This is a genomic window from Streptomyces nigrescens (genome assembly GCF_027626975.1).
In the GTDB taxonomy this organism is placed as follows: Bacteria; Actinomycetota; Actinomycetes; order Streptomycetales; family Streptomycetaceae; genus Streptomyces; species Streptomyces nigrescens.
On sequence record NZ_CP114203.1, the window covers coordinates 1,399,612 to 1,423,167 of the forward strand.

General features: G+C 72.0%; 17 protein-coding genes. 10 read left to right on the top strand and 7 right to left on the bottom strand.

What is annotated here, in order from left to right; translation table 11 throughout:
* Positions 1 to 29: 29 nt before the first annotated feature.
* Positions 30 to 2,108 carry a restriction endonuclease gene (locus STRNI_RS06385; RefSeq protein WP_417816440.1) on the bottom strand — a complete coding sequence of 693 codons (2,079 nt, stop codon included), beginning with the start codon at positions 2,106 to 2,108 and terminating at the stop codon, positions 30 to 32.
* Positions 2,109 to 2,342: 234 nt separating this feature from the next.
* A complete protein-coding gene (locus STRNI_RS06390) occupies positions 2,343 to 2,687 on the bottom strand; it encodes a DUF1330 domain-containing protein (protein WP_266443743.1) in 345 nt (114 codons plus the stop codon).
* 235 nt (positions 2,688 to 2,922) lie between these two features.
* Between STRNI_RS06390 and STRNI_RS06395 the strand changes: the two genes are divergently transcribed.
* Together STRNI_RS06395 and STRNI_RS06400 are read left to right on the top strand one after the other, a co-directional pair.
* The gene (locus STRNI_RS06395; protein WP_159484905.1) at positions 2,923 to 5,031 is read left to right on the top strand and encodes an alpha-galactosidase; all 2,109 of its coding nucleotides are present in this window, start codon (positions 2,923 to 2,925) and stop codon (positions 5,029 to 5,031) included.
* Positions 5,032 to 5,542: 511 nt separating this feature from the next.
* Entirely contained in the window at positions 5,543 to 6,385 is an 843-nt protein-coding gene (locus STRNI_RS06400; protein ID WP_159484907.1) for a nitroreductase/quinone reductase family protein, read from the top strand.
* A gap of 30 nt (positions 6,386 to 6,415) precedes the next feature.
* Here the strand turns inward: STRNI_RS06400 and STRNI_RS06405 are convergent, their stop codons facing one another.
* The gene (locus STRNI_RS06405; RefSeq protein WP_159484909.1) at positions 6,416 to 7,978 is read right to left on the bottom strand and encodes an AMP-binding protein; all 1,563 of its coding nucleotides are present in this window, start codon (positions 7,976 to 7,978) and stop codon (positions 6,416 to 6,418) included.
* A 307-nt stretch (positions 7,979 to 8,285) separates the two neighbouring features.
* Here STRNI_RS06405 and STRNI_RS06410 point away from each other — a divergent pair, with 307 nt between their 5' ends.
* Together STRNI_RS06410 and STRNI_RS06415 are read left to right on the top strand one after the other, a co-directional pair.
* Positions 8,286 to 10,115 carry an alpha-L-fucosidase gene (locus STRNI_RS06410; RefSeq protein WP_159484911.1) on the top strand — a complete coding sequence of 610 codons (1,830 nt, stop codon included), beginning with the start codon at positions 8,286 to 8,288 and terminating at the stop codon, positions 10,113 to 10,115.
* A 158-nt stretch (positions 10,116 to 10,273) separates the two neighbouring features.
* Positions 10,274 to 10,849, top strand: coding sequence for a TIGR03086 family metal-binding protein (locus tag STRNI_RS06415; protein ID WP_018088459.1), 576 nt, complete (start codon positions 10,274 to 10,276; stop codon positions 10,847 to 10,849).
* A 54-nt stretch (positions 10,850 to 10,903) separates the two neighbouring features.
* On the opposite strand, the gene STRNI_RS06420 is transcribed toward STRNI_RS06415, so the two are convergent.
* On the bottom strand, positions 10,904 to 11,074 hold the full coding sequence (locus STRNI_RS06420) for a hypothetical protein (RefSeq protein WP_158686011.1): 171 nt from the start codon (positions 11,072 to 11,074) through the stop codon (positions 10,904 to 10,906).
* A gap of 391 nt (positions 11,075 to 11,465) precedes the next feature.
* Here STRNI_RS06420 and STRNI_RS06425 point away from each other — a divergent pair, with 391 nt between their 5' ends.
* A complete protein-coding gene (locus STRNI_RS06425) occupies positions 11,466 to 12,890 on the top strand; it encodes a lipase maturation factor family protein (protein WP_277410723.1) in 1,425 nt (474 codons plus the stop codon).
* On the opposite strand, the gene STRNI_RS06430 is transcribed toward STRNI_RS06425, so the two are convergent.
* Complete coding sequence (locus tag STRNI_RS06430; RefSeq protein ID WP_109894555.1) at positions 12,784 to 13,872, bottom strand: tetratricopeptide repeat protein; 1,089 nt, start codon at positions 13,870 to 13,872, stop codon at positions 12,784 to 12,786. The genes STRNI_RS06425 and STRNI_RS06430 overlap by 107 nt on opposite strands.
* A 298-nt stretch (positions 13,873 to 14,170) precedes the next feature.
* Between STRNI_RS06430 and STRNI_RS06435 the strand changes: the two genes are divergently transcribed.
* Both STRNI_RS06435 and STRNI_RS06440 read left to right on the top strand, forming a co-directional pair.
* Positions 14,171 to 15,379, top strand: coding sequence for a lactonase family protein (locus STRNI_RS06435; RefSeq protein ID WP_277410724.1), 1,209 nt, complete (start codon positions 14,171 to 14,173; stop codon positions 15,377 to 15,379).
* Positions 15,380 to 15,479: 100 nt separating this feature from the next.
* On the top strand, positions 15,480 to 16,889 hold the full coding sequence (locus STRNI_RS06440; RefSeq protein WP_277410725.1) for an amino acid permease: 1,410 nt from the start codon (positions 15,480 to 15,482) through the stop codon (positions 16,887 to 16,889).
* 37 nt (positions 16,890 to 16,926) lie between these two features.
* On the opposite strand, the gene STRNI_RS06445 is transcribed toward STRNI_RS06440, so the two are convergent.
* Positions 16,927 to 18,195 (bottom strand): aspartate aminotransferase type Ic, encoded by a 1,269-nt coding sequence (locus STRNI_RS06445; RefSeq protein ID WP_159484919.1) that lies wholly within the window; start codon positions 18,193 to 18,195, stop codon positions 16,927 to 16,929.
* A 317-nt stretch (positions 18,196 to 18,512) separates the two neighbouring features.
* Here STRNI_RS06445 and STRNI_RS06450 point away from each other — a divergent pair, with 317 nt between their 5' ends.
* Positions 18,513 to 19,931, top strand: coding sequence for a hypothetical protein (locus STRNI_RS06450; protein WP_277410726.1), 1,419 nt, complete (start codon positions 18,513 to 18,515; stop codon positions 19,929 to 19,931).
* Between the two features lie 130 nt (positions 19,932 to 20,061).
* Here the strand turns inward: STRNI_RS06450 and STRNI_RS06455 are convergent, their stop codons facing one another.
* Positions 20,062 to 20,835: a PaaX family transcriptional regulator C-terminal domain-containing protein gene (locus STRNI_RS06455; RefSeq protein WP_277410727.1), complete on the bottom strand. Its 774-nt coding sequence runs from the start codon at positions 20,833 to 20,835 to the stop codon at positions 20,062 to 20,064.
* Between the two features lie 141 nt (positions 20,836 to 20,976).
* Between STRNI_RS06455 and STRNI_RS06460 the strand changes: the two genes are divergently transcribed.
* Both STRNI_RS06460 and STRNI_RS06465 read left to right on the top strand, forming a co-directional pair.
* Complete coding sequence (locus tag STRNI_RS06460) at positions 20,977 to 22,641, top strand: acyl-CoA dehydrogenase family protein (RefSeq protein WP_277410728.1); 1,665 nt, start codon at positions 20,977 to 20,979, stop codon at positions 22,639 to 22,641.
* Entirely contained in the window at positions 22,641 to 23,420 is a 780-nt protein-coding gene (locus STRNI_RS06465; protein ID WP_266443790.1) for a crotonase/enoyl-CoA hydratase family protein, read from the top strand. Before STRNI_RS06460 ends, STRNI_RS06465 begins: the two co-directional genes overlap by 1 nt.
* Positions 23,421 to 23,556 lie beyond the last annotated feature (136 nt).

A 23,556-nucleotide genomic window follows, 5' to 3' on the forward strand; every position in this document is an offset into this window, starting at 1 on the left:
CCCCTCGGATCACTCCGCCGGCCCGGGCCTCAGGCCACCTCGATGCCGTACTCCTGCACCAGCGCCTCCAGGCCGCCGGGGAAGCCCTTGCCGCCCGCCACGAAGTCCCAGTCGCCGCCCGCCCGTTGCCGGAACGAGCCGAGCACCAGCGCGGTCTCGCCCGGCCGCCCCTCCGAGACCTCCAGCTGCCCCAGCTCCTCCCCCGACGCGTCCAGCAGCCGGACCCGGGCCTGGGTGAAGCCGGAGAGATCGGCGTCGGGGTTGACCTGGGGGTCGATCGCCGCGACCAGGACCAGCCGGTCGGCGTCCGGCGGCAGCGCCTCGAACCGCACCTGCATCGCGGCCCGGTCGGGGGCGAAGCCGGGCAGCATCCGCACCGAGCCGTCCGGGTTGCGCGGATTGTTGTAGAAGACGAAGTGCTCTTCGCTCAGGACGCTGGTCCCCTTGCACACCAGGGCGCAGACGTCGAGGGCGACCTCGCCGGACCAGTTCATGCCGAGAATGTTGTGGTCCGGTGCCTCATCGGGGACGGCGGGGCCGGTGGGAGCGTCTCCGCCGAGCCGTCCGCGCAGCCCGTAGCGGGCGAGCAGATCGACGAGTTCGGAGCCGGCGATCAGGCTGAGCGGTTTGCCGTTGGCGAAGGTGTGGGCGCCGGGGCCGAAGCGGGAGGTCGTCACCAGCACGCCCTTGTTGGCGCCTTCGGACTGGACGGTGCCGTAGAGGTCGCGGACGGCGGTCGGCGGGACGGTGTGGCGGTAGCGCTTGACCTGCACCACGATCTTGCCGCCGCGGATCGGGTCGGGGTCCAGGGCGTCCACATCGACCCCGCCGTCGCCGGAGCGCTGGGTGGTCACGGCCTGCATGCCCATCGCGCGGAACAGCTCGGCGATCAGATTCTCGAAGGCGATCGGGTCCATCTCGTACAGGTCCGGTTCGCTGTCGGTGCCGTGTGAGACGACCCCGCCCCCGACGTCGCCCGGAAGGCGTGCGGGGCGTACCGCGGTCCGCTGGTCGGGGCGCGCGGCGAGCTGGCCGCGCAGCCCGTCGGTGAGGCACTCCACCGCGCTGACCTGGGCGAGGTGGAAGGTGTCGAAGGCGCTGCGGGGTGCCATGACGGTCGCCAGACACACCTGGGCCGGGCGGCCGGTCACCGGGTCGACATCGTCCACGAACCCGTTCAGGGCCACCGAGTCCAGCGTGCCGTAGGTGTCGGCGGCGAAGAGGTCGCGCAGCACCAGCAGCACGCTCTGGGCCAGGACATCGCGGTAGAGCGCCCGGCGCTGCGCGGCCGGCCGGGCGGTCTCCTTCTCCTGGTCGGCGGTGGGCATGTACCGGACGGATTTGGTCTCGGGCACGATGTCGTAGCCCGGGAGCTCCCAGTCCAGGACGAGCTGGCGGGCCATCGGGTCGTAGGCGGCGGCGACCTGCCGGGGGAAGCCCTCCGGCCAGGCGGTGGAGGAGTACAGCGCGGCGGAGAAGTACTCGACGGCCGCGTCCGGTTCGCCGTCGCGCAGGCCGTCCAGCAGCTCCGCCATCCCGGCGTTGTGCTGCCGGATCTCGGCCAGGGCGCCCGCGGCCCACTGGTCGTACTGCTGCCGGTAGGCCGCGAGTTGGGCCTGCCGTCGGCTCTCCGCGGCCTGCGCGGCGTACCAGTCCTGCTCGTAGCGGGCGCGGGCCTCCCCCTGGGCGCGGTCGCGGCGGACACCGACCTGCCATCCGCCCGGCGGTGCCTGATAGCGCGCAGGGTCGGGCATCGGGACCGGGGTGGCGAGGGCGCCGGGCGCGAACGCCTCGATGCGCTCGGGGCGCAGCAGCGCTGCCGGGGAGAACGCGGGGGCGCGGCAGCCTTCGGCGAGGAGCCCGATCAGTGTGGCGACCCGGCCGTCCAGCTCCTCGGTGCGGCGGCGGGCGTCGGCCTCGCGCTGCTGCCGGTAGGCCGCCTGCCGCTCGCGGTGCATCCGAGCCATGGCGCGTTCGGCGTCCCTGGCCTGCCGTTCCTGGTCGCGCTGCTGCTGGGCCCGCGCGCGGCGCTGGGCTTCCTGCTGGCGCTGCTGCTGCCGCTGCGCCTCGGCCCAGATGGCCATTAACCCATGGGAACGGCGGCTCATTCGCTCTGTGTCCTCCCCCCGGGGCGCTGCCCCCGGAACCCTGTGGAAGCGGTTTCACCTGCGTTGTTGGGGAGACCTTAGCGGGGGTGCGAGCGGCCGGTCACGGTCGGGTACGAAGATTCGGCCCACTTCGCGGGGTGCCTCCGAGGGGCGTCTTCACGGGGTGCGGGCCGGCCGTCGTTCCGCGCGGTCGCGGACGTCACCCGGCCGCCGTTGCGGGTCCCGGGCCAGGCCTCAACCGGCCGCCGCCGCCCGCAGCTTCGCCGCCGTGACGGCCGGGTCGTAACCGTCGGGGACCCCCGGCACCAGCACCGCCTCGCCGTCGATGTGGCGGGTGCGCAGCGGCAGGATCTCCGCGTAGGCAGGCGAGTCGTACCAGCCGCGGGCCCGTGCCATGTCGGGGAATCCGATGATGACGAGGGCTCCGGGCCAGCTGCCTTCCTTGACCTCCACTTCGGCGCCGTGGACGAGGAAGTGGCCGCCGAAGGGGTCCAGGGTCGCCTGGATCCTCTCGATGTACTCGAAGATCTCCGGGTGCGGGGCGGCGGGGCGGAGGTGGGCGACGGCGTATGCGGTCATGGGACTGCCTCCCGGTGCATCGGTGGTGCGGTGACGCCCACGTTTCCAGCCGTCGGGGTACGGGTCGATTACCTCGGGCGTCATCGTGGGCGGCCGGCGGCCCTCTGGTGTGCCGGGCGGTGCGTCCGGTACCTCTCGCAGCAGGGCGCGCCGTCAGGCCCGTCCCACCGCCCGCGCCGTTCCGTCCGTCCCCCGGCACACCCCGCCCCACCGTCCGTCACGAAGGGATCCCACCATGGACGACCTCCTGCACTTCCGGGCCGCCGGCACCAGCCTGGTGCTGGACCTGTCCGGCACCGGTCTGCCGCGCATCGTGCACTGGGGCGCCGACCTCGGGGCGTCCGCGCCCGGCCGTCTCGCCGGGCTGCGCGCCGCCGATGTCCCGCAGACCGTCCCCAATGCGCTGGACGAGCCGGTTCCGCTGAGTGTGCTGCCGCAGCAGTCGGCGGGCTGGCTCGGCACCCCAGGGGTGAGCGGCCATCGTGCGGGCCGTGCCGCCGCGCCCGCGTTCACGGTGCACGGCACGTCCGTACGGGACGAGAGCCGATCCCTGACGGTCGAGGCGGTGGACCCGGAAGGCGGTCTGGCACTGACGCTGGAGCTCGGGCTGACCGGTGCGGGGCTGGTGCGGCTGCGCGCGGCGGTCACCAACACCGGCGAAGGGCCGTACCACCTCACCGAGCTGACGCCCGCCCTGCCGGTCCCCGCCCAGGCCACCGAGCTGCTCGATCTGACCGGCCGGCATCTGCGGGAACGCGCCCCGCAGCGGCATGCGTTCACGCTGGGCACCCATCTGCGGGAGAGCCGGCGCGGGCGCACCGGCAGCGATGCGACGCTGCTGCTGACCGCCGGGGAGGCGGGCTTCGGTTTCCGGTCCGGTGAGGTGTGGGGGCTGCATGTGGCCTGGAGCGGCAACCACCGCTCGCTCGCCGAGCGCACCCCGGCCGGGCAGGCGGTGCTGGCCGGCGGCGAACTCCTGCTGCCCGGCGAGATCCGGCTGGCCCCGGGCGCCACCTACCGCTCCCCCTGGCTCTACGGCTCCTACGGACGCAACGGCCTGGACGAGCTGGCCGCCCGCTTCCACCGCGAGCTGCGGGCCCGCGACGGGCACCCCGCCTCCCCTCGGCCGGTCACCCTCAACACCTGGGAGGCGGTGTACTTCGACCAGGACCTGACCACGCTGGAACGGCTGGCGAGGACGGCTGCCGAGGCCGGCGCGGAGCGGTTCGTGCTGGACGACGGGTGGTTCCGGGGGCGGCGGGACGACCACGCCGGGCTCGGCGACTGGTATGTGGACGCGGAGGTCTGGCCGGACGGGCTGCGGCCGCTGATCGACACCGTGCGGGGGCTGGGGATGCAGTTCGGGCTGTGGGTCGAACCGGAGATGATCAACCCGGACTCCGATCTGGCCCGCGCGCATCCGGACTGGGTGCTCGCCGCCTCCCCGTCGCGGCTGCCGCCGGCCTCCCGCCATCAGCAGGTCCTCGCTCTGGCGCGCCCCGAGGCGTACGCGTATGTCCTCGCACGGCTGGACACCCTGCTGCGCGAGCACCGCATCGACTATCTGAAGTGGGACCACAACCGCGATCTCGTGGACGCCGCCGCGCACCACCAGACGACGGCCGCCTACCGGCTGATGGACGAACTGCGCACGCGGCACCCGCAGTTGGAGATCGAGTCCTGTGCGTCCGGTGGTGCCCGGGTGGATCTGGGAGTGCTGGAGCGCACCGACCGGGTGTGGACCAGCGACTGCATCGACGCGCTGGAGCGGCAGCGGATCCAGCGCTGGACGGGGCTGCTGCTGCCGCCGGAGCTGCTCGGCGCACATGTGGGGGCGCCGGTCGCGCACACGACGGGGCGGCGGCACACCCTCGACTTCCGGGCGGGGACCGCGCTGTTCTGCCATTTCGGGATCGAGTGGGACCTGACGGCGGCGAGCGCGGCGGAGCGGGCGCGGCTGGCCGAGTGGGTGGCGCTCCACCGGACGCTGCGACCGCTGCTGCACAGCGGGACGGTGGTGCACGGCGACCATCCCGACCCGGCGCTGTGGGTGCACGGCGTGGTGGCCGGGGACGCCGGGCGGGCGGTGTTCGCGCTGGTGCAGATGGCGACGAGTGTGCAGTCCCCGGCCGGGCGGGTACGGCTGCCGGGGCTGGATCCGGACGCGGACTACCGGCTGGCGCCGCTGGCGCCGGGTGACCGCCCGGAGGGGCCGGCCACCTCGGCGCTGCCCTGGTGGGAGCGGGGTGTGACGCTGCCGGGCCGGGTACTGGCCGAGGTGGGGGTGCAGGCGCCGACGCTGTTCCCGGAGCGGCTGGTGCTGCTGGAGGCCGTACGGCTCTGAGACGTCGGTTCTTTTGGTGAGGCGGCGGTGGCAGGTGAGGACTGCGGCTTTGCCGACGAAGGCGAGGAAGGCGAGGAAGGCGAGTGGCCGGATTTCGCTTCGCCGTTGCCTTCGCCCCTTTGTGGCATTACCTTTGTCGCCGTGACTACCGGGTCGGCCATGTGCCATGAGCGAGTGAGGTTCCCGGTCACCACGTGACCGCCCGGCGGGCGACAAGAGGCCCGCCCCTCCGCTCTTTGAGTTTTCGCGCGTTTCGCGCTCCACTTCCGCCTGCGGGTTTGGCCCGCGCACGGGTTTCACCCTGCCTGCGCGCCTCTTTCCCAGGCACTTTCCGCGCCTCCGCGCCCTTTCCGTTTCCGCCTTTCCGGCGGCTCCGCACCACGGTCGAACGCCCTTCGCCCCGTGGTCGATTCGCCCTGCCCGCGAGCGGTTCTCCGTCTCACCCGCAGGGCCTCTTCGTCCTGCCTGTGCGGACTCATCCGCACTCCCTCATCCTGGAGAAACACCGCATATGCCGATCGATTTCAACCGACAGATCATCGAGGAGTTCCGCGCCAACGGCGGTCGCGTCGGAGGCCCCTTCGAGGGCGGCCGTCTGCTTCTGCTGACCACCACGGGCGCCCGGTCCGGCGCCCCGCACACCACCCCGCTCGGCTACCTTCCCGACGTCGACGGGCGCGTCCTGGTCATCGCCTCGGCGGCCGGCGCACCGAAGCACCCGGCCTGGTACCACAATCTGCTGGCCCATCCCCGTGTCACCGTCGAGGCAGGCGTCTTCACCTACGAGGCGCAGGCCGTTGTCCTGGAGGGCGCCGAACGCGACCGCGCCTTCGCCCGTGCGGCCGAGGCCGATCCCGGGTGGTCCGATTACCAGGAGAAGACGGAGCGGATCCTTCCCGTGGTGGCCCTGGAGGAAATTCCCGCCGGGCCGCCGAATATCAACGCCTCCTCGGTGGGCGCGGCACTCAAGGCCGTACACGACGGATTCCGGCGGGAACTCGCCCTGATCCGCGAGGAAATCGCCACCTCGGGCCCCGGTCTCGGTGCCCAGCTCCGGGTGAACTGCCTCTCCCTCTGCCAGGGGCTGCACAATCACCACACCGGTGAGGACGCCGGAATGTTTCCGATGCTCGGCCGGCATCATCCCGAACTCGCCCCGGCCCTGGAGCGTATGCGCCAGGAACACGAGAAACTCGCGGTCCTCCTCGCCGACCTGCAGAAAGTCATCTCCGGACAGGACGCGGATCCGCAGCTGGTGCTCTCCGAAGTCGAGCGCCTCACGGAGGAGGTGGAAAACCATCTCACCTATGAGGAGGAGGTGTTGATTCCGGTACTCGACGGAGGGGCCTGCTGAGCCGAGGCGGCCGCCGGGCGGGCACGACGTTCAGATCGCGCCGTCGTGACCCGCCCAGTACGGATCCCGCAGCCGCCGTTTGAAGAGCTTTCCCGAATCGTCGCGCGGCAGCCGCTCCTCGAAGACCACGGCCCGGGGGACCTTGTAGCCGGCGAGCCGCGCACCGACATGGGCGCGTACCGTCTCGGCGCTGAGCAGCACACCGGGTTCGGTCTCCAGGTGCACGGCGAGGACCTCGCCGAACTCCTCGTCGGGGATGCCGAAGACCGCCACGTCACGGACCCCGTCGAGGGCGAGCAGACAGCCCTCGATCTCCGCGGGGTAGATGTTGACCCCGCCGGAGATGACCATGTCGTTGCGGCGGTCGCTGAGGTAGAGGTAGCCGTCCGCGTCGAGATGGCCGATGTCCCCGATGGTGACGTACCCGGGCAGGCCCGGTGCCTCCATGGCGGCGCGTTTGTCCGGGTCGCCGAGGTAGGTGAACGGGGGCCAGTCGTCGGCGGGTTTGAGGTAGATGTCGCCGGTGGCACCGGTCGGCAGCGGCTGCCCGTCGGGGCCGAGGACCGCGACCCCGCAGGTTCCGGTGGCCCGTCCGACGGTGCCGGGGTGGGCCAGCCACTCCGCGCTGTCGCACCAGGTCACGGCACCGGTCTCGCTGCCGCCGTAGTACTCCCGCAGCACCGGCCCCAGCCAGTCGATCATGGCGTGTTTGATATGCGGCGGACAGGGCGCCGCGGCATGTACGACGGAGGTGAGCGAGGACAGGTCGTAGCCCTCGCGGACGTCCTTGGGCAGGCGCAGCAGCCGGACGAACATCGTGGGCACGACCTGGACCTGCTCGATGCGGTGGTGGGCGATCAGCCGGAGGAACTCCTCGGCGTCGAAGCGCGGCATCAGCGTGATGTCCAGACCGGCGGCGAGGGCGAGGACGGCGTGCTGGCTGGGCGAGGCGTGGTAGAGCGGGGCGGGGATGAGCGTACGGCCACCGGGGGCGACGGCGAAGTACTCCAGGAACCGCAGCACCGCTTCCTCCAGCCGGTCCGCGGCGACGGGTTCGCGCAGCACTCCCTTGGGGCGTCCGGTGGTTCCGGAGCTGTAGATGACGGTGGGCGGGCGTTCCACGGCGACGTCCCGCAGCGGTGCGCGGCCTTCCAGCCAGTCGTCGAGCAGCGGGTGGGCACCGGTGGCCGGCGGCAGGGCGATCCCGCAGGCGGCCGCGACCCCGGCCGGGACGGCCACCTCGACGACCCGTACGCCGTCGGGAAGCACGGCGGACACCTCGGCCAGCAGGTCGGTGTGCGCAAAGACGACCTTGCTGCCGCTGTCGGCGAGCACATGGCGCAGCTCGTGGTGCCGGAAGTGCCAGTTGACGGGGACCGCCGAGGCCCCGAGCAGAGCGGCTCCGGCGGTGATCTCCAGATGGGCGGGCTCGTTGCGCAGCACGACGGCGATCCGGTCGCCGGGCTCAACTCCCCATTCCTTCAGGCCGCTTGCGATCCGCGCCGCACGTTCGAGGAAGGCCGGATAGTCGCGTTCATGGCCCGCGCAGCGGATGACCGGGGCGCCGGCGGCGGATCGGGCGACGGCTTCCATGGTGCCTCCAGTGAGTGCGACCGGATGGCTCATTGAACCGGCAAGACGCGTTCCTCGCCAGGGCGCTGACCTCGCGTCATCCGTGCGCCGGCCCTACGACGCGCCCTTCTCGGCCATTCCCCCGCCCCCCACTTAGGTCCGAGGTCTCCTGGCCTTCCACCCTCCAACTTCCCCAACTCGCCGCCTCTTTCCCCAAGATGCTCCGATGTTTGTCATGTCCGGGGTCTTCCGGTCCGGCTGCCGGGACTGCACCATGCGGGATGGCACAGGAGGCACGTACGTGACCAACTGACCCGAGGAGCGAGCGATGCACAGCCGCACAAGACCGTTCGGGCTGCTGGGACTGGCGGGGGTGCTGGGCGCCCTGCTGCTGGCCGCCGGCGGCCCCGTCGCCGCCGCGAAGCCCCCGCCCCGGCCCACCGCCGGTCCCGGCACCAACCACGCGACCGACGATCCCTTCACTTCGGCGCGCACCTCGTGGTGGCGTCAGAGCCGCTTCGGGATGTTCATCCACTTCGGCGCGTACTCGAATCTGGAGGGCGAATACACCCGGCCCGACGGCACGGTCTGCCGCAACGCGGAGTGGATCAAGCGCGAGTGCCGGATCCCGGACGAGGAGTACGAACGGCAGGCCGCCACCTTCAACCCGTCGGCCTTCGACGCCCGGGCGATCGTGCGGGCGGCCAAGGACGCAGGTCAGCGCTACATCGTCATCACCTCCAAGCACCACGACGGCTACGCGATGTGGCCCACCCGGCAGAACACCTGGAATCTGCGCGACCACTCCTCCTTCGACCCGCACCGCGACATCCTCGCCGAGCTGAAGAAGGCCGCCGACGCCGCCGGGATCAAACTCGGTTTCTACTACTCGATCTGGGACTGGCACGATCCGGACTTCGCCGACCCGGCCACCTTCCCGCGCTACAAGAAGCGGATGTACGGCCAGCTCAAGGAGCTGATCGACAGCTACGACCCGGCTCTGCTGTGGTTCGACGGCGAGTGGGACACGGACAACCCCACCAACCGCTGGTCACGCCGGGACGGTGCCGACCTCCAGGCGTATCTGCACACCCTGAACCCTCGTCTGATCGTCAACAACCGGGTCGGCAAACGCGAGGTGGTCGACGGCGACTTCGGCACACCGGAGCAGGAGATCCCCGCGGAGCCGGTTGACGGGCAGCTCTGGGAGAGCTGTATGACGCTCAACGACCACTGGGGCTTCGCCAAGTACGACACCCACTGGAAGTCGTCGGCGACCGTGGTCCGCAACCTGCTGGACGTGGCGAGCCGCGGCGGCAACTATCTGCTCAACGTGGGCCCGGACAGGCTCGGGCGCATCCCGCAGCCGTCCGTCGACCGGCTGCGGGAGACCGGCCGGTGGCTGGCCGCGCACGGCCAGGGCGACGCGGTGTACGGGGCCGGGCACACCGGTCTGGTGGCGGACCCGCCCTGGGGCGCGGTCTCCCGCCGGGGCAACGAGCTGTACGCCGCCGTCACCTCCTGGCCGGCCCCCGGCGCCGCACTCCACCTCACGGCGAGGGCGCCGTTCGACATCACCTCGGCCCGGGTGCTGGGCAGTTCCCAGCAGGTGAAGGCCGTTCGGTCCGGCGACGGCTTCGACCTCACTCCGTCCGGCGCGGCCACCGATCCTCGCGCAAGCGTCATCCGGCTCACCATCCGGCCGCCCGCCGCGGCGCCCGCCGGCACCGGCACCGGACTGACGGCGCGGAGCTGGGCCAATGACTCCTTCACCGGCCCGCCCGCGGTGACCACCGTCGATCCGACGGTGAACAACTCCTACCGCTTCGACGGCTCACCGGACCCGAAGATCCCCGCCGACCGCTTCAGCACCCGCTGGACCGGCAGCATCCAGCCGCGCTACGACGAGACATACACCTTCACCACCGTCTCGGACGACACCGTGCGGCTGTGGATCGACGGCACGTTGGTGATCGACAGCGCCACCCCGCACGGCCCGAAGGCCGACAAGGGGACGGTCACCCTGAAAGCCGGTCAGCGGCACCGTATCCGGATCGACTACACGGAGCAGACCGGCGAGGCCCATATGAAGCTGCTGTGGTCCAGCCCGAGCCAGGACCGGCAGATCGTGCCGCGGCGTCAGCTCTACGCCGACTGACCGCGGCCGTACGGGCCGGCCGCGGGCGGGCGGGAAATCGCCCGCCCCCGGTTGGGCCGTTCGGTTCGGCGCGGGCCTTCCCATGACCGGCGGGCCTTCCCATGACCGGCCGTGCGTCGGGGAGCCGTTGTCCGTGTCCGCTCCTATCCTCGGGGAGCATGAACCACGACGAGATCCTGCGAACCCATGGCGAGGCTCTCGCCCTCTTCGGGACCCGGGTGCATGCCGTCCGCGACGACCAGTGGGACGCCCCGACACCGTGCACGGAGTGGTCGGTGCGCGATCTGGTGAACCACCTCACCGCGGAGCAGCTGTGGGTGCCCCGCCTGGTGCGGGACGGCGCCGCGATCACGGACGTCGGATCGGACTTCGACGGCGAGGTGCTCGGGGACGACCCGGCCGCCGTCTGGGACCGCGCGGCGGTGGCCGCCGTGGCGGCGTTCTCGGAGCGCGGTGCGCTGGACCGGCCGGTCCAGCTGTCCTACGGCTCGCAGCGTGCCGAGGCGTACTGCACACAGATGATGGCCGACGCGGTGGTGCACACCTGGGATCTGTCCCGGGCGATCGGCGCCGAGGAGCGGCTGCCCGGCCATCTGGCGACGGCGGCGCTGCGCGAGGTGGAGCCGTATGCCCCCGGGCTTGCCGCCTCCGGGCTGTTCGCTCCCGCGATGGAGCCGCCGGCGGACGCCGATGATCTCACCCGGCTGTTGTGTCTGCTCGGGCGTCGGCCCTGACCCCGGAGGAGGAGGCCCAAGGGTCAGGGCCGATACACACCTGCGATCAGCCGATCAGTCGATGCCGCGGAAGATATTCGGCTCGGCAGGATCGTCGTCGCAGCCGGCCAGGCGCACCGGGGCACAGCGGTCCCAGACTTCTAGGTTGCGGACTTCCTTGATCCGGCCTGGCCGCTCGCCCTGCTTCAAACGGGGCTGCTTGTGTTGAGCTTTGTGCAATGCCACCACGCACTCCTTCATCGAGGTATTGGTTCCGACGCGGTGGCGCCTTGTTCACAAACCGGGAGGTCAGCCAAGGTTTGTGGCGTTCCCGCGACGGGCCAATGGTGTTGGCGTCTCCCAGAAAGGTCGTCCGTCGCCCCTCAGAGTAACGACGCGGCACGCGGCGCGCTCGACGTTTTCCCTTGAGAAAGTCAAGTCCTCGAAAAGCGCGAATAACGCCCCCCGAGAATGACGGGCAACAGGCTCGAATATGTGATGTACGTCACTCACTCCAATGGCCCTGCGGTTGCTGCATTCGCGCCGGTCCCTACGCTGGAGAGTGAGCGAGGGATCCGGCCTCCAAGGCCGCGCGCCATGCCGCGGAGCGCGCGGCCGCGGTGCTACCCATGGGCGGGTGGCATGGTTCTCGGATTCCGGTTACTGGCTGGGGCGGCTGGTCTTCCAGCGCCTGCTGGCCGTTCTCTATGTGGTCGCGTTCCTCGCGGCGGTGCGGCAGTTCCGGGCGCTGATCGGTGCGCGCGGGATGCTGCCGGTGCCCGCCTACGTGGCGAGGGTGCCGTTCCGCGCGGCGCCCTCGGTCTTCCACTGGCACTACTCGGACCGCTTCTTCGCGCTGTGGTCATGGGGCGGGGTCCTGCTCGCCGCGGCCGTGGCGGCGGGGGCCGCGGACGCCGTGCCGCTGTGGGCGTCGATGGTGATGTGGGCCGTGTTGTGGGTGCTGTATCTGTCCATCGTGAACGTCGGGCAGACCTGGTACGGCTTCGGCTGGGAGTCGCTGCTGCTGGAGGCGGGCTCGCTGGCGGTGTTCCTGGGAAACGCCGAGACCGCTCCCCCGGTGACGATCATGTGGCTGCTGCGATGGCTGCTGTTCCGGGTGGAGTTCGGGGCCGGGCTGATCAAAATGCGCGGCGACCGCTGCTGGCGGGATCTGACCTGCCTCTACTACCACCATGAGACCCAGCCGATGCCGGGCCCGCTGAGCTGGTTCTTCCACCATCTTCCCAAACCCCTCCACCGGGTCGAGGTGGCCGCCAACCATGTCGCCCAACTCGCCGTTCCGGTGCTGCTGTTCACACCGCAGCCGATCGCCGGATGGGCGGCGGTCGCGATGGTGGTCACCCAGCTGTGGCTGGTGGTCTCCGGCAACTTCGCCTGGCTGAACTGGGTGACCATCGCACTCGCCCTGTCGGCCGCCGCCCCGCTGTGGGCGCAACCCTCCGCACCGCTCCCGGCGCCACCCGTCTGGTTCGAGGTCCTGGTCCTCCTCGCCACCGCCGGGGTCCTCGCGCTCAGCTACCGGCCGGCCCGCAATCTGCTGGCCCGGCAGCAGATGATGAACACGTCCTACGAGTCGCTCCATCTGGTCAACTCCTACGGCGCGTTCGGCAGCATCACGCGGGTGCGCCGGGAGATCGTGGTGGAGGGGACGGCGGACGCGGTGACCGGGCCGGACACGACCTGGCTCGCCTACGAGTTCCACGGCAAGCCGGGTGCGGTGCGCCGGATGCCGCGTCAGTTCGCGCCGTACCACCTGCGGCTGGACTGGCTGATGTGGTTCGCCGCGCTGTCACCGGCCTACGCACGGGCCTGGTTCGTGCCGTTCGTGACGCGGCTGCTGGAGAACGACCGGGACACGCTGCGGCTGCTGCGCGGCAATCCGTTCCCGGATCTGCCGCCGGCCCGGATCAGGGCCCGGGTCTTCCGCTACCGCTTCACGACCTGGCGGGAACTGCGGGATACGGGGGCGTGGTGGCATCGCACCGAGGAGCGGGAGTTTCTGCCGCCGGTTGCGCGGTCAGCTCTGCACGGAAGGCGATGACCATATCGCGTGCGTGGCGCAGTCCGATGCGCACGAAGTCCTTTTCCAAGGAGGCCAGTTCGGCCAGTGTCTCGTCCCGGTCGCGGCCGAGGCGGGCGCGGGACTTGACCAGGCCGAGCCGGGAGAGGGCCACGCCGCGGGGCTCCTGCATGTCGTTGAACTCCTGCAGCGAGAGGGTGTAGGTCTCCCGCGCGGACTCGTAACGTCCCGCCCGGTAGAGGACGTTGGCGCGCATCTTGTGGTTGTAGGCGAGCGCGCTCGCCAGGTCCATGGCGCGGCAGATGGCCTCCGCCTCGGACAGCAGATCCAGCGCCCGGTCCGTCTCGCCCTGGACGGACAGGACATCGGCGACGCCGCGCAGCGACCAGGCGCGCCCGCGGAAGTCATCGGCCTCGGCGGCGATCCGGGCGGACTCCTCGAACAGCTCCAGGGCCTTGTCGTAGCCGCCGGTGTTGCGGTGCATCTGGGCTATGCCGGACATCGCCCAGACCATGTGCCGGGCCTCGCCGTGCGCCCGGCCCTGTTCGAGCAGCTGCTCGTGGAGTTCGGCGACCGCGGCGTAGTCGCCCTGTATGCGGCCGGTCTCGGCGAGGCCGGCGAGCGAGTAGCCGTGGGCGAGGCGGTCACCACTGCCGTCGGCCAGCGCGACGGCATGGGTGAGCAGCCGGCGGGCGAGCGGCAGGGTCCCGCACTGGCGGGCCAGGGTGCCGCCGCTCCACAGGGCCCAGGCCATGGCGCCCGGGTCACCGGCGGTGCGGCCGCTGCGGTAGCTCTCCCGCCAGGCGTCGCCCGCCTCCGCCACCCGGCCGAGCCGGCGGTTGGCCTCGGCGACCGCGAGCGCGGCCCGTGACCGCTCCAGTGGTGTGCCCGCGTCGGCGTGCGCCCGGCTCGCCGTCGCCAGTACCTCCTCGTAGGAGGAGTTCACACCCAGGGCCGAGCCCAACTCGCCCTGGTATTCCGGGGCGAATGCCTTGCCGTACATAGATCCGTGGCCCTCTCGATTCATCTCCGTGCCTTGATCAACAACCTACGATCCGTGAAGGGGCCGGCGAATCCGTCCGCATGTGGGTTATGCCGTACGACTCGAGTGCTACGGAGGAGGATCATGGTCATCATGGGGATGTAGGGGCTCGTCAGGGTCACCCCTCCGATGGGGGACCGCGCGAGCCCATGCACCCCGCGCCCCGCCGGATGCTCGGCTTGCCGGAGCCGGGCGGGACGGGACACCCTGCTGACAACCACCCGTCACGGACCACCGACCGCGAGCACCGAGGTGTGGCATGGGAGCAGAAGGCACGGGAACGCAGACCGGGAGCGGTACGGGCCGCCGGCGGTTCCTCGGCACCGTCGCGGGGCTGGGGCTGGCCGCGGCGGCCGGGACGGGGCTGCGCTCGTTGGAGGACACCGAGCCCGCGCAGGCCCCCCGCCGCCCGGCGCCACGCCCGCCCCGCGTCCGTCCGCTCTTCCTGGGGACCTACACCTCGGTCGAGGGCGGCGGCACCGGCGTCGGATACGGCACGTACGACACCAGGACCGGGCAGATCACCGCCGGCGGGGTGGTGACCGGCGTCGGCGATCCCTCGTACCTCGCCCTGGCGCCGTCCGGCCGCACCCTCTACGCGGTCAACGAGCGGGAGCAGGGCGGGGTGACCGCCATGGCGCTGCGGCCGGACGGCCCGCCCGGCGTCCTGGGCACCCGGTCCACGGGCGGAGCGGGCCCCTGCCATCTGTCGGTGCACCCCGGCGGCCGCTGGCTGCTCAGCGCCAACTACCTCTCCGGCAGCGTCGCCGTACATCCGGTCGACCGGGCCACCGGCGCCCTGGGCGAGCGCACGGATCTGGTCACCCACTCCAGCCCGCCGCCCGGCCCCGGACAGGACGGGCCGCATGCCCACCAGATCATCACCGCCCCGGACGGCCGCCATGTGCTGGCGGTGGACCTCGGCAACGACACCGTCTACACCTACCGGCTCGACTCCTCGGCCGGAAAGCTCACCCAGCTGTCGTACGCGGCGCTGCGGCCCGGGGCCGGCCCCCGGCATCTGACCTTCCATCCCTCCGGCGACTTCGCGTATCTGGCGAACGAGGTCGACAACACGGTCGTGGTCTGCCGCTACGACCGCCGGAGCGGACGACTCACGCCCGGTGCGCCGCAGCCCACGGGCACCGGCCCGGGCACCAACTACCCGGCGCAGCTCCTGGTCACCAGGGACGGCCGCTTCGCCTATCTCGCCAACCGCGGCCACAACAGCCTGACCCGCTACGCCGTGGAGACCGCCGGGGCCCGGCTGCGCCTGCTGGACACCGTGCCCGTCGGCGGGGACTTCCCCCGGCAGATCGCCTTCTCACCGGATCAGCGATGGCTCTTCGCGGCGAACCAGAAGTCCGGATCGGTGACGGTGTTCTCGGTGGACCCCCGGACCGGCACCCTGGACCGCACGGGCACCCCGTTCACGGCTCCGGTACCGGTGTGCGTCCTGCCACGGTGAGCGGGGGGACAGGGGCCGCTCCGGGCTCCGTGGCACGGTCCCGTGTGCTGAAACACTGCGGCAACAGCGCCGCAGGATTGGCCCACTAGCGTCGGCCCCCATGAGCACGGGAACGGTACGGGACGACGGCACCACTCGGGACGGGGCGCCGGACGCGCCGGGCGGACTGCAGCAGGGGCTCAAGCGCCGCCATATGCAGTTGATCGCGCTGGGCGGGGTCATCGGGGCCGGGCTGTTCGTCGGCAGCGGGGTGGTCATCCGGTCCACCGGTCCGGCCGCTGTGTTGTCGTTCCTTGCGGCCGGCGTGCTCACCGTACTGATCATGCGGATGCTGGCCGAGATGACCGTCGCCCGCCCGGCGCTGGGGTCGTTCTACGCCCATGTCCGCGAGACGCTGGGGCTGCGCGCGGGGTTCACGGTCGGCTGGCTGTACTGGTACTTCTTTGTGATCGTGGTCGCCGTCGAGGCGGTGGCCGGCGGCCGGATCGTCCAACTGTGGCTTCCCGGCGTGCCGTTGTGGGCGGTCAGCCTGGTGCTGATGACACTGCTGACCGCGACCAATATGGTCTCGGCCCGCTCCTACGGCGAGTTCGAGTACTGGTTCTCCTCGGTCAAGATCCTGGCGATCGTGGTGTTCCTCTTCCTCGGCGCGCTGTTCGTGCTGGGGCTGTGGCCGGACTCCCCCGGCGGCCTGGGAAACCTGACCGCGCACGGCGGGTTCGCGCCCAAGGGCGTCGGCGCGGTGCTGGCCGCCGTCGTGCCCTGCATCGGGTTCTTCACCGGCGCGGAGATCGTGACGATCGCGGCCGCCGAGTCGGCCGAGCCGGAGCGGGCGGTGGCGGACGCGATCCGCTCGATCGTGCTGCGGGTGGTCGCGTTCTATGTGCTGTCGGCCTTCCTGGTGGTCACGGTGGTGCCCTGGACGTCGAAGGCGATCGAGGTGAGTCCGTACGCGGCGGTGCTGGACCGGCTCGCCGTGCCCGCGGCCGGCACGGTCATGAACGCGCTGGTGCTGATCGCCGTGCTGTCCTGCCTGAACTCCGCGCTCTACACGTCCTCCCGGATGCTGTTCGCGCTCACCCGCAACGGGGACGCGCCGCGCGGCTTCACCAAGGTCAGCGCGAGCGGGGTGCCGCGCAGGGCGCTGCTGGCCGGGACCTCGGCCGGCTATCTGTCGGTGATCGCGGCCTGGATCTCCCCCGATGTCGTCTTCCAGTTCCTCATCAACTCCTACGGCGCGGTCGCCCTGTTCGTCTATCTGGCGATCGCCGTCGCCCAGGTGCGGATGCGGCGGAAGCTGGAGCGTACGGAGCCGGAGCGGCTGACGCTGAAGATGTGGCTGTTTCCGTGGCTGAGCCGGCTGACCATTGCGCTGATGGCAGTGGTGATCGGGGCCATGGCGTGGTTGCCGGACAGCCGGTCGCAGTTCTGGCTGAGTCTGCTGACGGTGGCCGTGGTGCTGGCCGGTTACGAGCTGCGGCGGCGGAAGGGGCCGGCCGGCGCGGGCTGAGCCGCGCCGGCCGATCGGACACGTCCTAGCACACGCCCTAGCCGGCCTGCTGCTCGTAGCCCACGAGCCGGACGCAGACGGCGAGGCCCTCGATGGCCTGCTCCAGTTCTTCGAGGCCGGGGTAGCTGGGCGCGATCCGGATGGTGGCGTCGCGCGGGTCGTCACCGTACGGGTGGGTGGCGCCGGCCGGGGTCAGCACGATGCCCGCCTCGGCGGCCCGGCGTACGACCTCCTTGGCGCAGCCGTCCGGCACTTCGAGGGTGACGAAGTAGCCGCCCTTGGGGTCGGTCCAGCGGGCCAGTCCGGTGCCGCCGAGCTCGGCCTCCAGGATGCGGGCCACCGCCTCGAACTTCGGCCCGAGCAGGGCGCGCTGGCGCTCCATGTGGGTCCGCACCCCGTCGGCGTCCCGCAGGAACATCGCGTGCCGCAGCTGATTGACCTTGTCCGGGCCGATCGACCGCTTGGCGTTGTTGGCCAGCAGCCACTTCACGTTCGCGGGCGACGAGCCGAAGAAGGCGACGCCCGCGCCCGCCGCGGTGATCTTCGAGGTGGAGCCGAAGACGAACGCGCGGTCCGGGTTCCCGGCGTCCGCGCAGGCGGCGAGCAGATCGGCGATCTCGACGGGCTCGTCGGTGAGGTGGTGGGCGGCGTACGCGTTGTCCCAGAAGATCCGGAAATCGGGCGCGGCGGTGTTCATCGCGGCCAGTCGCGCCACCGTCTCGTCGCTGTAGCAGACCCCGTCCGGGTTGCTGTACTTCGGGACGCACCAGATGCCCTTGACGGCCGGGTCCTCGGCGACCAAACGCTCCACGACCGCCATGTCCGGCCCCTCGGCCGTCATCGGCACCGGGATCATCTCGATCCCGAACCGCTCACAGAGCGCGAAGTGCCGGTCGTAGCCCGGTATCGGGCACAGGAACGCGATCCGCTCCTGCTCCACCCACCGCGACTCGGCCCCCGGCAGCACGCTCAGCAGGGCGTGCACCAGGCTGTCGTGCATCAGCTCAAGGCTGGAGTTGCCCGCCGCGAGGAGCTGCCCGACCGGCACCTGGAGCACCCCGGCGAATATCTCCCGGAGCTCCAGCAGCCCTTCAAGACCACCGTAGTTGCGCACGTCCGTACCGTCGGCGGCGGTGTGCCGCCCGGCCGGCAGGCTCAGCAGCTCCTCGGAGAGGTCGAGCTGCTCGGGCGCCGGCTTGCCCCGCGTGAGATTCAGCGAGAGTCCGCGCCCCGCGAGATCCTGATAGTCCTTGCGGGCCCGCTCGAGGAGCCCGTTCAGGGCGTCGGCGCTCAGCTCGGTGGTCATGGTGTTTCCTCTCAGGCCGGTGGCGCCGCGGGGTCGGCGCCCGGGGCTTCGGTACTGCCTGCCGAGGATACAAACCGGCGTCCGGCCGCCCCGGCCAGGCCCGGGTGGATCTTGCTCGGGCCCGGCATACCAGGCCCGGCACCTCACTGCCGTATCGGTTCGCACCGCTATGGCCGCTATGTAGCAGAATGCAGCCGAATTGCCATTTTGTGAGGTGGGTTCCGGAACCGCGAGGCACCCGGCCAAGATCCACCGGACACGGCTGCCCGCCCGGACGGCCAGGAACCCCGCGTGGGCACGGCACCGTCGTACAGAGCATGATCGACACTCCCGCCGCTCGGACACAGCGGCTCATCGAGGCGTGGGGGCACGTCACGGCCGACTCGGACCGCGCCGAAGCGGACCCGCTCGTCCAGGACTGCGCCCGCCGCCTGCTCACCGATCCCGGCGGCGGGACGGCGTATCTGTGGACCTTCGGGCTGGTGCGGATGGCCGGATACCTCGCCTGGCAGCCGGGGCAGGATGCCGCCCGGAGCGCTCTGGACGCGCTGCGCGCCGTCGACCGGGCGCTGGGGGGCCCGCCCTGCGCCCATCCCTCCCACCCCTACGAGGGCACCCTGAAGGGGCTCCTGGCGGACGAGGTGTGGCTGGCCGGGCCCGACCTAATGAGCCTGGTCGGGCCCGCAGCCGAGGACGGCGCCTGGCGGTGCCCGGCCAACGTGGCCGGCTTCGCGCGGCTCACCGCCGACGTCCTCGCCCCGTTCACGGTCCGCGGCATACCCGGGCTGATCCCCGACGCCCACACGAGCAGCCTGAGCAACCTGTCCTCGGTCCTCAACGGCTACCCCTACGGCGACCCCGGAGAGGAGCTCTCCTTCCAGGCCGGCGGCCTCCCCCGCCATCCGACGCAGGGGGTGCTCGCCGGCCATGTCGTCACCCTGCACGCGAGCCAGTGGTACGCGACGTCCGGCCTGATCACCGAGAAGCGCGTGCTGGACGACATGATCGCGGGCCTGGAGGCGGCGCTGCCGCTACTGGGCGACGCGCCCTGTGCACGTACCGTCGCCGAGCACCCCGGCCTGGACAGCGACCCGAGCGGCAACGCCAGGACCGGCTACCTCCTGCGCAGCCCCGGCGGACGGGCCGAGCTCAGGTCGTGGCACGCGGACGCGCCCCTGGAACGGTGGCTGTGCCACGACTTCCTGCGCGGCCTCGCCCACGAGGCGCTGGGCAATCTGCGCTATGCGCGGGACTCGCTCTTCGGCATCCGGGACGACCGCCTTCTGGACGCCGAGTACCTCCGCCCCGACGGGCGGCTCGACATCGGCGCGCTCACACACTGCTTCGACGAGGCGGAGTACGACACGTCGTGGCAGGCCGAGAACGCCGTGCGCTGGGCCGCCCGGCGCTACGCGGCCACGGAGGACGGCAGCCCACGGGAGCGTCTGGTGCTGCTGCTCCTCGCCCTGTGGTGCGCGGGGACCGCCGAACTGGCTCCTGACGTCGGCGAGGAGATCCGGGACCTGCTCGTCGGCGCCCGGACGGTCCCGTCCGACTCGGCGTGTGCGCATGCCGATGCCCATCCACCCGAGTACCCGGACTTCGAGGCGCACCTCAACCACCTCTACGCACCGGATGAGTTCGATGCCCCCGAGGAAGCCCGTGGCGCCGGGGCGTGGGGCTGCCCCCGCTACCTGGCCGGGCTGGCCGAGGACGCGCTCGCGGCACTGGCGTGATCACGGGACACGGCGAACGCGCCGAGGTCTGCCACCGCACCATCACCGTCACCGTCGCGGCGATCCGCCTCCGGATGTGACTTCGCGGCTGCCCCGTCGGCCCCTTCCTTGCCCTGCCCGGGCGATACCCCTAGCCCGCCAGATACTGACGCAGCAGATCCCGTAGTTCGGTCTCGAACTCCGCGTAGGTGCGGCGGAGTTGCTCGCCCGGCCAGTTCTCCGGCAGGAGTTCGGCGGGCAGCAGCGGGTCGGCGAGGAGATGGCGGAGCGCGGCCGCCGCGACCGTGAAGCGGTCGGCGTGGGTGCCGGCGCGGTCCAGTGCGGCCGACAGGGCGCGGGCCCGCCCGGCCCAGCCGGCCAGGTCCCACAGCCGGCCGGCGAGCGTGGCCGGGTCACCGTCCGGGGTGCCGGTGAACCAGGTGCACTGGTCGGTGACGACGGCGGGGCGGGACCGGTCGAGGTTGGCGGGGCGCAGCCAGTTGCCCTCGCGGAGCTCGGCCATCCGCAGCGTCGCCATGGCCTGGCGCAGCGCGGTGCGCTCGGCCGCCGGGCGGCCTTCCGGGGTGGTGACGACGGCGATCTCCCAGTCCCCGCTCCAGGGGCGGGTCCGCGGTGAGCGGCTCTCGTCCTGCCGGGTCTGGCGCGCCAGCAGCCGGGTGGTGAGGGCGTACGCGCCCTCGGCCTGCCGCAGGTCACCGGCGGCCACCATCCGGGAGAGCGCGACCCGGACGGTGCCCTCGGCGATGCCGAAGAGCTCACCGACCCGCACCAGGGCGCGCGCGGGCAGCCGCGGCGGGTGGTGCCCGAGGAGGGTGCTCAGCACGATGGAGCGGGCCGTGAGCGGGCGGAGCGCGAGCGCGGCGGCCTCGGTGTCGTCGATCGTGCGGGTCCGGTCGTCGTTCATATGTGCACGGAATTCTAGCGAGGGCGGCCTGGGCGGGATGCGAGCGCCGAGAGTCTTACAGCCGTCCCTCTTGCAAGCGCGCCCTTACAAGGCCCTCTTACAGCCTTCCCACGACTGTCCAGTTTCTGTAACGTCAATGCTATGACCGTCACCCATGAAGTCGTGAATCAGGCCCCGCCGCTGACCGGGTTCAGCACGGCGGACGAGCCGGCCCTGCTGGAGGCGCTGCGCCGGGACGGCGCCGAGTGGGGCGTGCGGGAGGTGACCGAGCTCGGCGCGCTGGCCGGTTCCGCGGCGGTGCAGGAGCAGGCCCGCTGGGCGGAGGAGCAGCCGCCGCGGCTGCACACCCACGACCGGTTCGGCCACCGCATCGACGAGGTCGCCTTCCATCCGGCCTGGCATCAGCTGATGACCGTCGCGGTGGAGCACGGGCTGCACGCCGCGCCCTGGGCCGACGGCCGCTCCGGGGCGCATCTGGTGCGCGCCGCGAAGTTCTACGTCTGGTCGCAGGCCGAGGCGGGACACGGCTGTCCGATCTCGATGACGTACGCCGCCGTGCCCGCGCTGCGTGCCGCGCCGGATCTCGCCGCGCAGTACGAACCGCTGCTCGCCGCCCGCAGCTACGACTTCGGGCTGCGCGCGCCGCTGACCAAGTCGGGCCTGATCGCCGGCATGTCGATGACGGAGAAGCAGGGCGGCTCCGACGTACGGGCCAACACCACGCGCGCGGTGCCGGCCGGCGACGGCACGTACCGCATCACCGGCCACAAGTGGTTCACCTCGGCGCCGATGAGCGATGTGTTCCTGGCGCTGGCGCAGACCGAGGAGGGGCTCGGCTGCTTCCTGGTGCCGCGGGTGCTGCCGGACGGCACGCTCAACGGGATGCGGCTGATGCGGCTCAAGGACAAGCTGGGCAACCGCTCCAACGCCTCCTCCGAGATCGAGTACGACGAGGCAGTGGCCTGGCCGGTCGGCGAGCCGGGCCGCGGGGTGCGGACCATCGTCGAGATGGTGAACATGACCCGGCTGGACTGTGTGCTGGGGTCGGCGGCCGGGATGCGGGCCGGGCTGCGGCAGGCGCTGCACCACACCGCTCACCGCCGGGCGTTCGGACGGCAGCTGGACCGCCAGCCGCTGATGCGTTCGGTGCTCGCCGATCTGGCGGTCGAGTCGGAAGCGGCGACCCTGCTGGGGATGCGGCTGGCGACGGCGGTGGACCGCTCGCAGGCCGGGGACGCCGGGGAGGCGGCGCTGCGCCGGCTGGCACTGGCGGCCGGCAAGTACTGGGTGTGCAAGCGGGGCAGCACCCATGCCGCGGAGGCGCTGGAGTGCCTGGGCGGCAACGGCTATGTCGAGGATTCCGGTATGCCGCGGCTCTACCGGGAGGCGCCGCTGCTGTCCATCTGGGAGGGCTCGGGAAATGTCGCCGCGCTCGATGTGCTGCGGGCACTGGGCAAGGAACCGGCCGCGCTGGACGCGTTCTTCGCCGAGGTGGAGACCGCGGCGGGCGCCGACCGGCGGCTGGACGCGGCGGTGGCCGGGGTCCGCAAGATGCTCGGTGGGCTCGCCGAGCCGGAGCGGGCACAGCTGATGGCGCGGTCGCTGGCGGAGCGGATGGCGCTGGTGCTGCAGGGTTCCCTGCTGGTGCGGCACAGCCACCCGGCGGTCGCCGATGCGTTCTGCGCCTCGCGGCTCGACGGGGAGTGGGGCAACGCCTTCGGCACCCTGCCGGCCGGCGTCGATCTGACCTCGGTCCTGGAGCGGGCCCGGCCGGATGCGCCGGGTGCGGCCGGGAACGCGGTCTGATGTCCGTACGGGTGGAGCGCGCCGGGCCGGTGACGACGGTGGTGCTGTCCCGGCCCGCTTCCCGCAACGCCGTGGACGGGGCGGCGGCCCGGCAACTCGCCGACGCTTTCCGGGAGTTCGACGCCGATGACGGTGCCCGGATCGCGGTGTTGTGGGGCGAGGGCGGGACGTTCTGCTCCGGTGCCGATCTCAAGGCGATCGGTACCGAGCGCGGCAATCGCGTGGCCCCGGACGGGGACGGGCCGATGGGACCGACCCGGATGCGGCTGGGCAAGCCGGTGATCGCGGCGGTCGCGGGGCATGCGGTGGCCGGCGGCCTGGAGCTGGCGCTCTGGTGCGATCTCCGGGTGGCGGAGGAGGACGCGGTGTTCGGGGTGTTCTGCCGGCGCTGGGGAGTACCGCTGATCGACGGCGGTACGGTGCGGCTGCCGCGGCTGATCGGCGCGAGCCGGGCGATGGACCTGGTGCTGACGGGGCGTCCGGTCCCGGCCGCGGAGGCGCTGGACATCGGTCTGGTCCACCGCGTGGTGCCGGCCGGTACGGCGCGCGCGGAGGCCGAGCTGCTGGCGGCGGAGATCGCCCGCTTCCCGCAGGCATGTCTGCGCAGCGACCGCGCCTCCCTATTGGACCAGGAGGGCCGGGACGAGGAGTCGGCGATGGCCGCGGAACTCCGTTACGGACAGGCGGTACTGCCCGAGGCGACGGCAGGTGCGGCGCGGTTCACCGCGGGGGCGGGACGGCACGGTGCGCCGGACGGGAGTCAGGAACCGGGAGCGTGACGCCCACGGCACCGGCCCGCCCGGAGCCGCTCCGGGCTCCTCCGCCTGCGGCCCTGGCCAGGGCGGCTGACGGCAACCGCTGCGACCCGCCACCCCCCAGATGACCGGCGTCGTTGAAGGCCCGCGGCCCTCCGCG

Bases quoted from the DNA above. Each gene is read 5' to 3' on its own strand.
- STRNI_RS06390 (WP_266443743.1), bottom strand. From the start codon at position 2,687: ATGACCGCATACGCCGTCGCCCACCTCCGCCCCGCCGCCCCGCACCCG.
- STRNI_RS06385 (WP_417816440.1), bottom strand. From the start codon at position 2,108: ATGAGCCGCCGTTCCCATGGGTTAATGGCCATCTGGGCCGAGGCGCAG.
- STRNI_RS06440 (WP_277410725.1), top strand. From the start codon at position 15,480: ATGAGCACGGGAACGGTACGGGACGACGGCACCACTCGGGACGGGGCG.
- STRNI_RS06430 (WP_109894555.1), bottom strand. From the start codon at position 13,872: ATGTACGGCAAGGCATTCGCCCCGGAATACCAGGGCGAGTTGGGCTCG.
- STRNI_RS06395 (WP_159484905.1), top strand. From the start codon at position 2,923: ATGGACGACCTCCTGCACTTCCGGGCCGCCGGCACCAGCCTGGTGCTG.
- STRNI_RS06400 (WP_159484907.1), top strand. From the start codon at position 5,543: ATGCCGATCGATTTCAACCGACAGATCATCGAGGAGTTCCGCGCCAAC.
- STRNI_RS06410 (WP_159484911.1), top strand. From the start codon at position 8,286: ATGCACAGCCGCACAAGACCGTTCGGGCTGCTGGGACTGGCGGGGGTG.
- STRNI_RS06405 (WP_159484909.1), bottom strand. From the start codon at position 7,978: ATGGAAGCCGTCGCCCGATCCGCCGCCGGCGCCCCGGTCATCCGCTGC.
- STRNI_RS06455 (WP_277410727.1), bottom strand. From the start codon at position 20,835: ATGAACGACGACCGGACCCGCACGATCGACGACACCGAGGCCGCCGCG.
- STRNI_RS06460 (WP_277410728.1), top strand. From the start codon at position 20,977: ATGACCGTCACCCATGAAGTCGTGAATCAGGCCCCGCCGCTGACCGGG.
- STRNI_RS06415 (WP_018088459.1), top strand. From the start codon at position 10,274: ATGAACCACGACGAGATCCTGCGAACCCATGGCGAGGCTCTCGCCCTC.
- STRNI_RS06450 (WP_277410726.1), top strand. From the start codon at position 18,513: ATGATCGACACTCCCGCCGCTCGGACACAGCGGCTCATCGAGGCGTGG.
- STRNI_RS06435 (WP_277410724.1), top strand. From the start codon at position 14,171: ATGGGAGCAGAAGGCACGGGAACGCAGACCGGGAGCGGTACGGGCCGC.
- STRNI_RS06445 (WP_159484919.1), bottom strand. From the start codon at position 18,195: ATGACCACCGAGCTGAGCGCCGACGCCCTGAACGGGCTCCTCGAGCGG.
- STRNI_RS06465 (WP_266443790.1), top strand. From the start codon at position 22,641: ATGTCCGTACGGGTGGAGCGCGCCGGGCCGGTGACGACGGTGGTGCTG.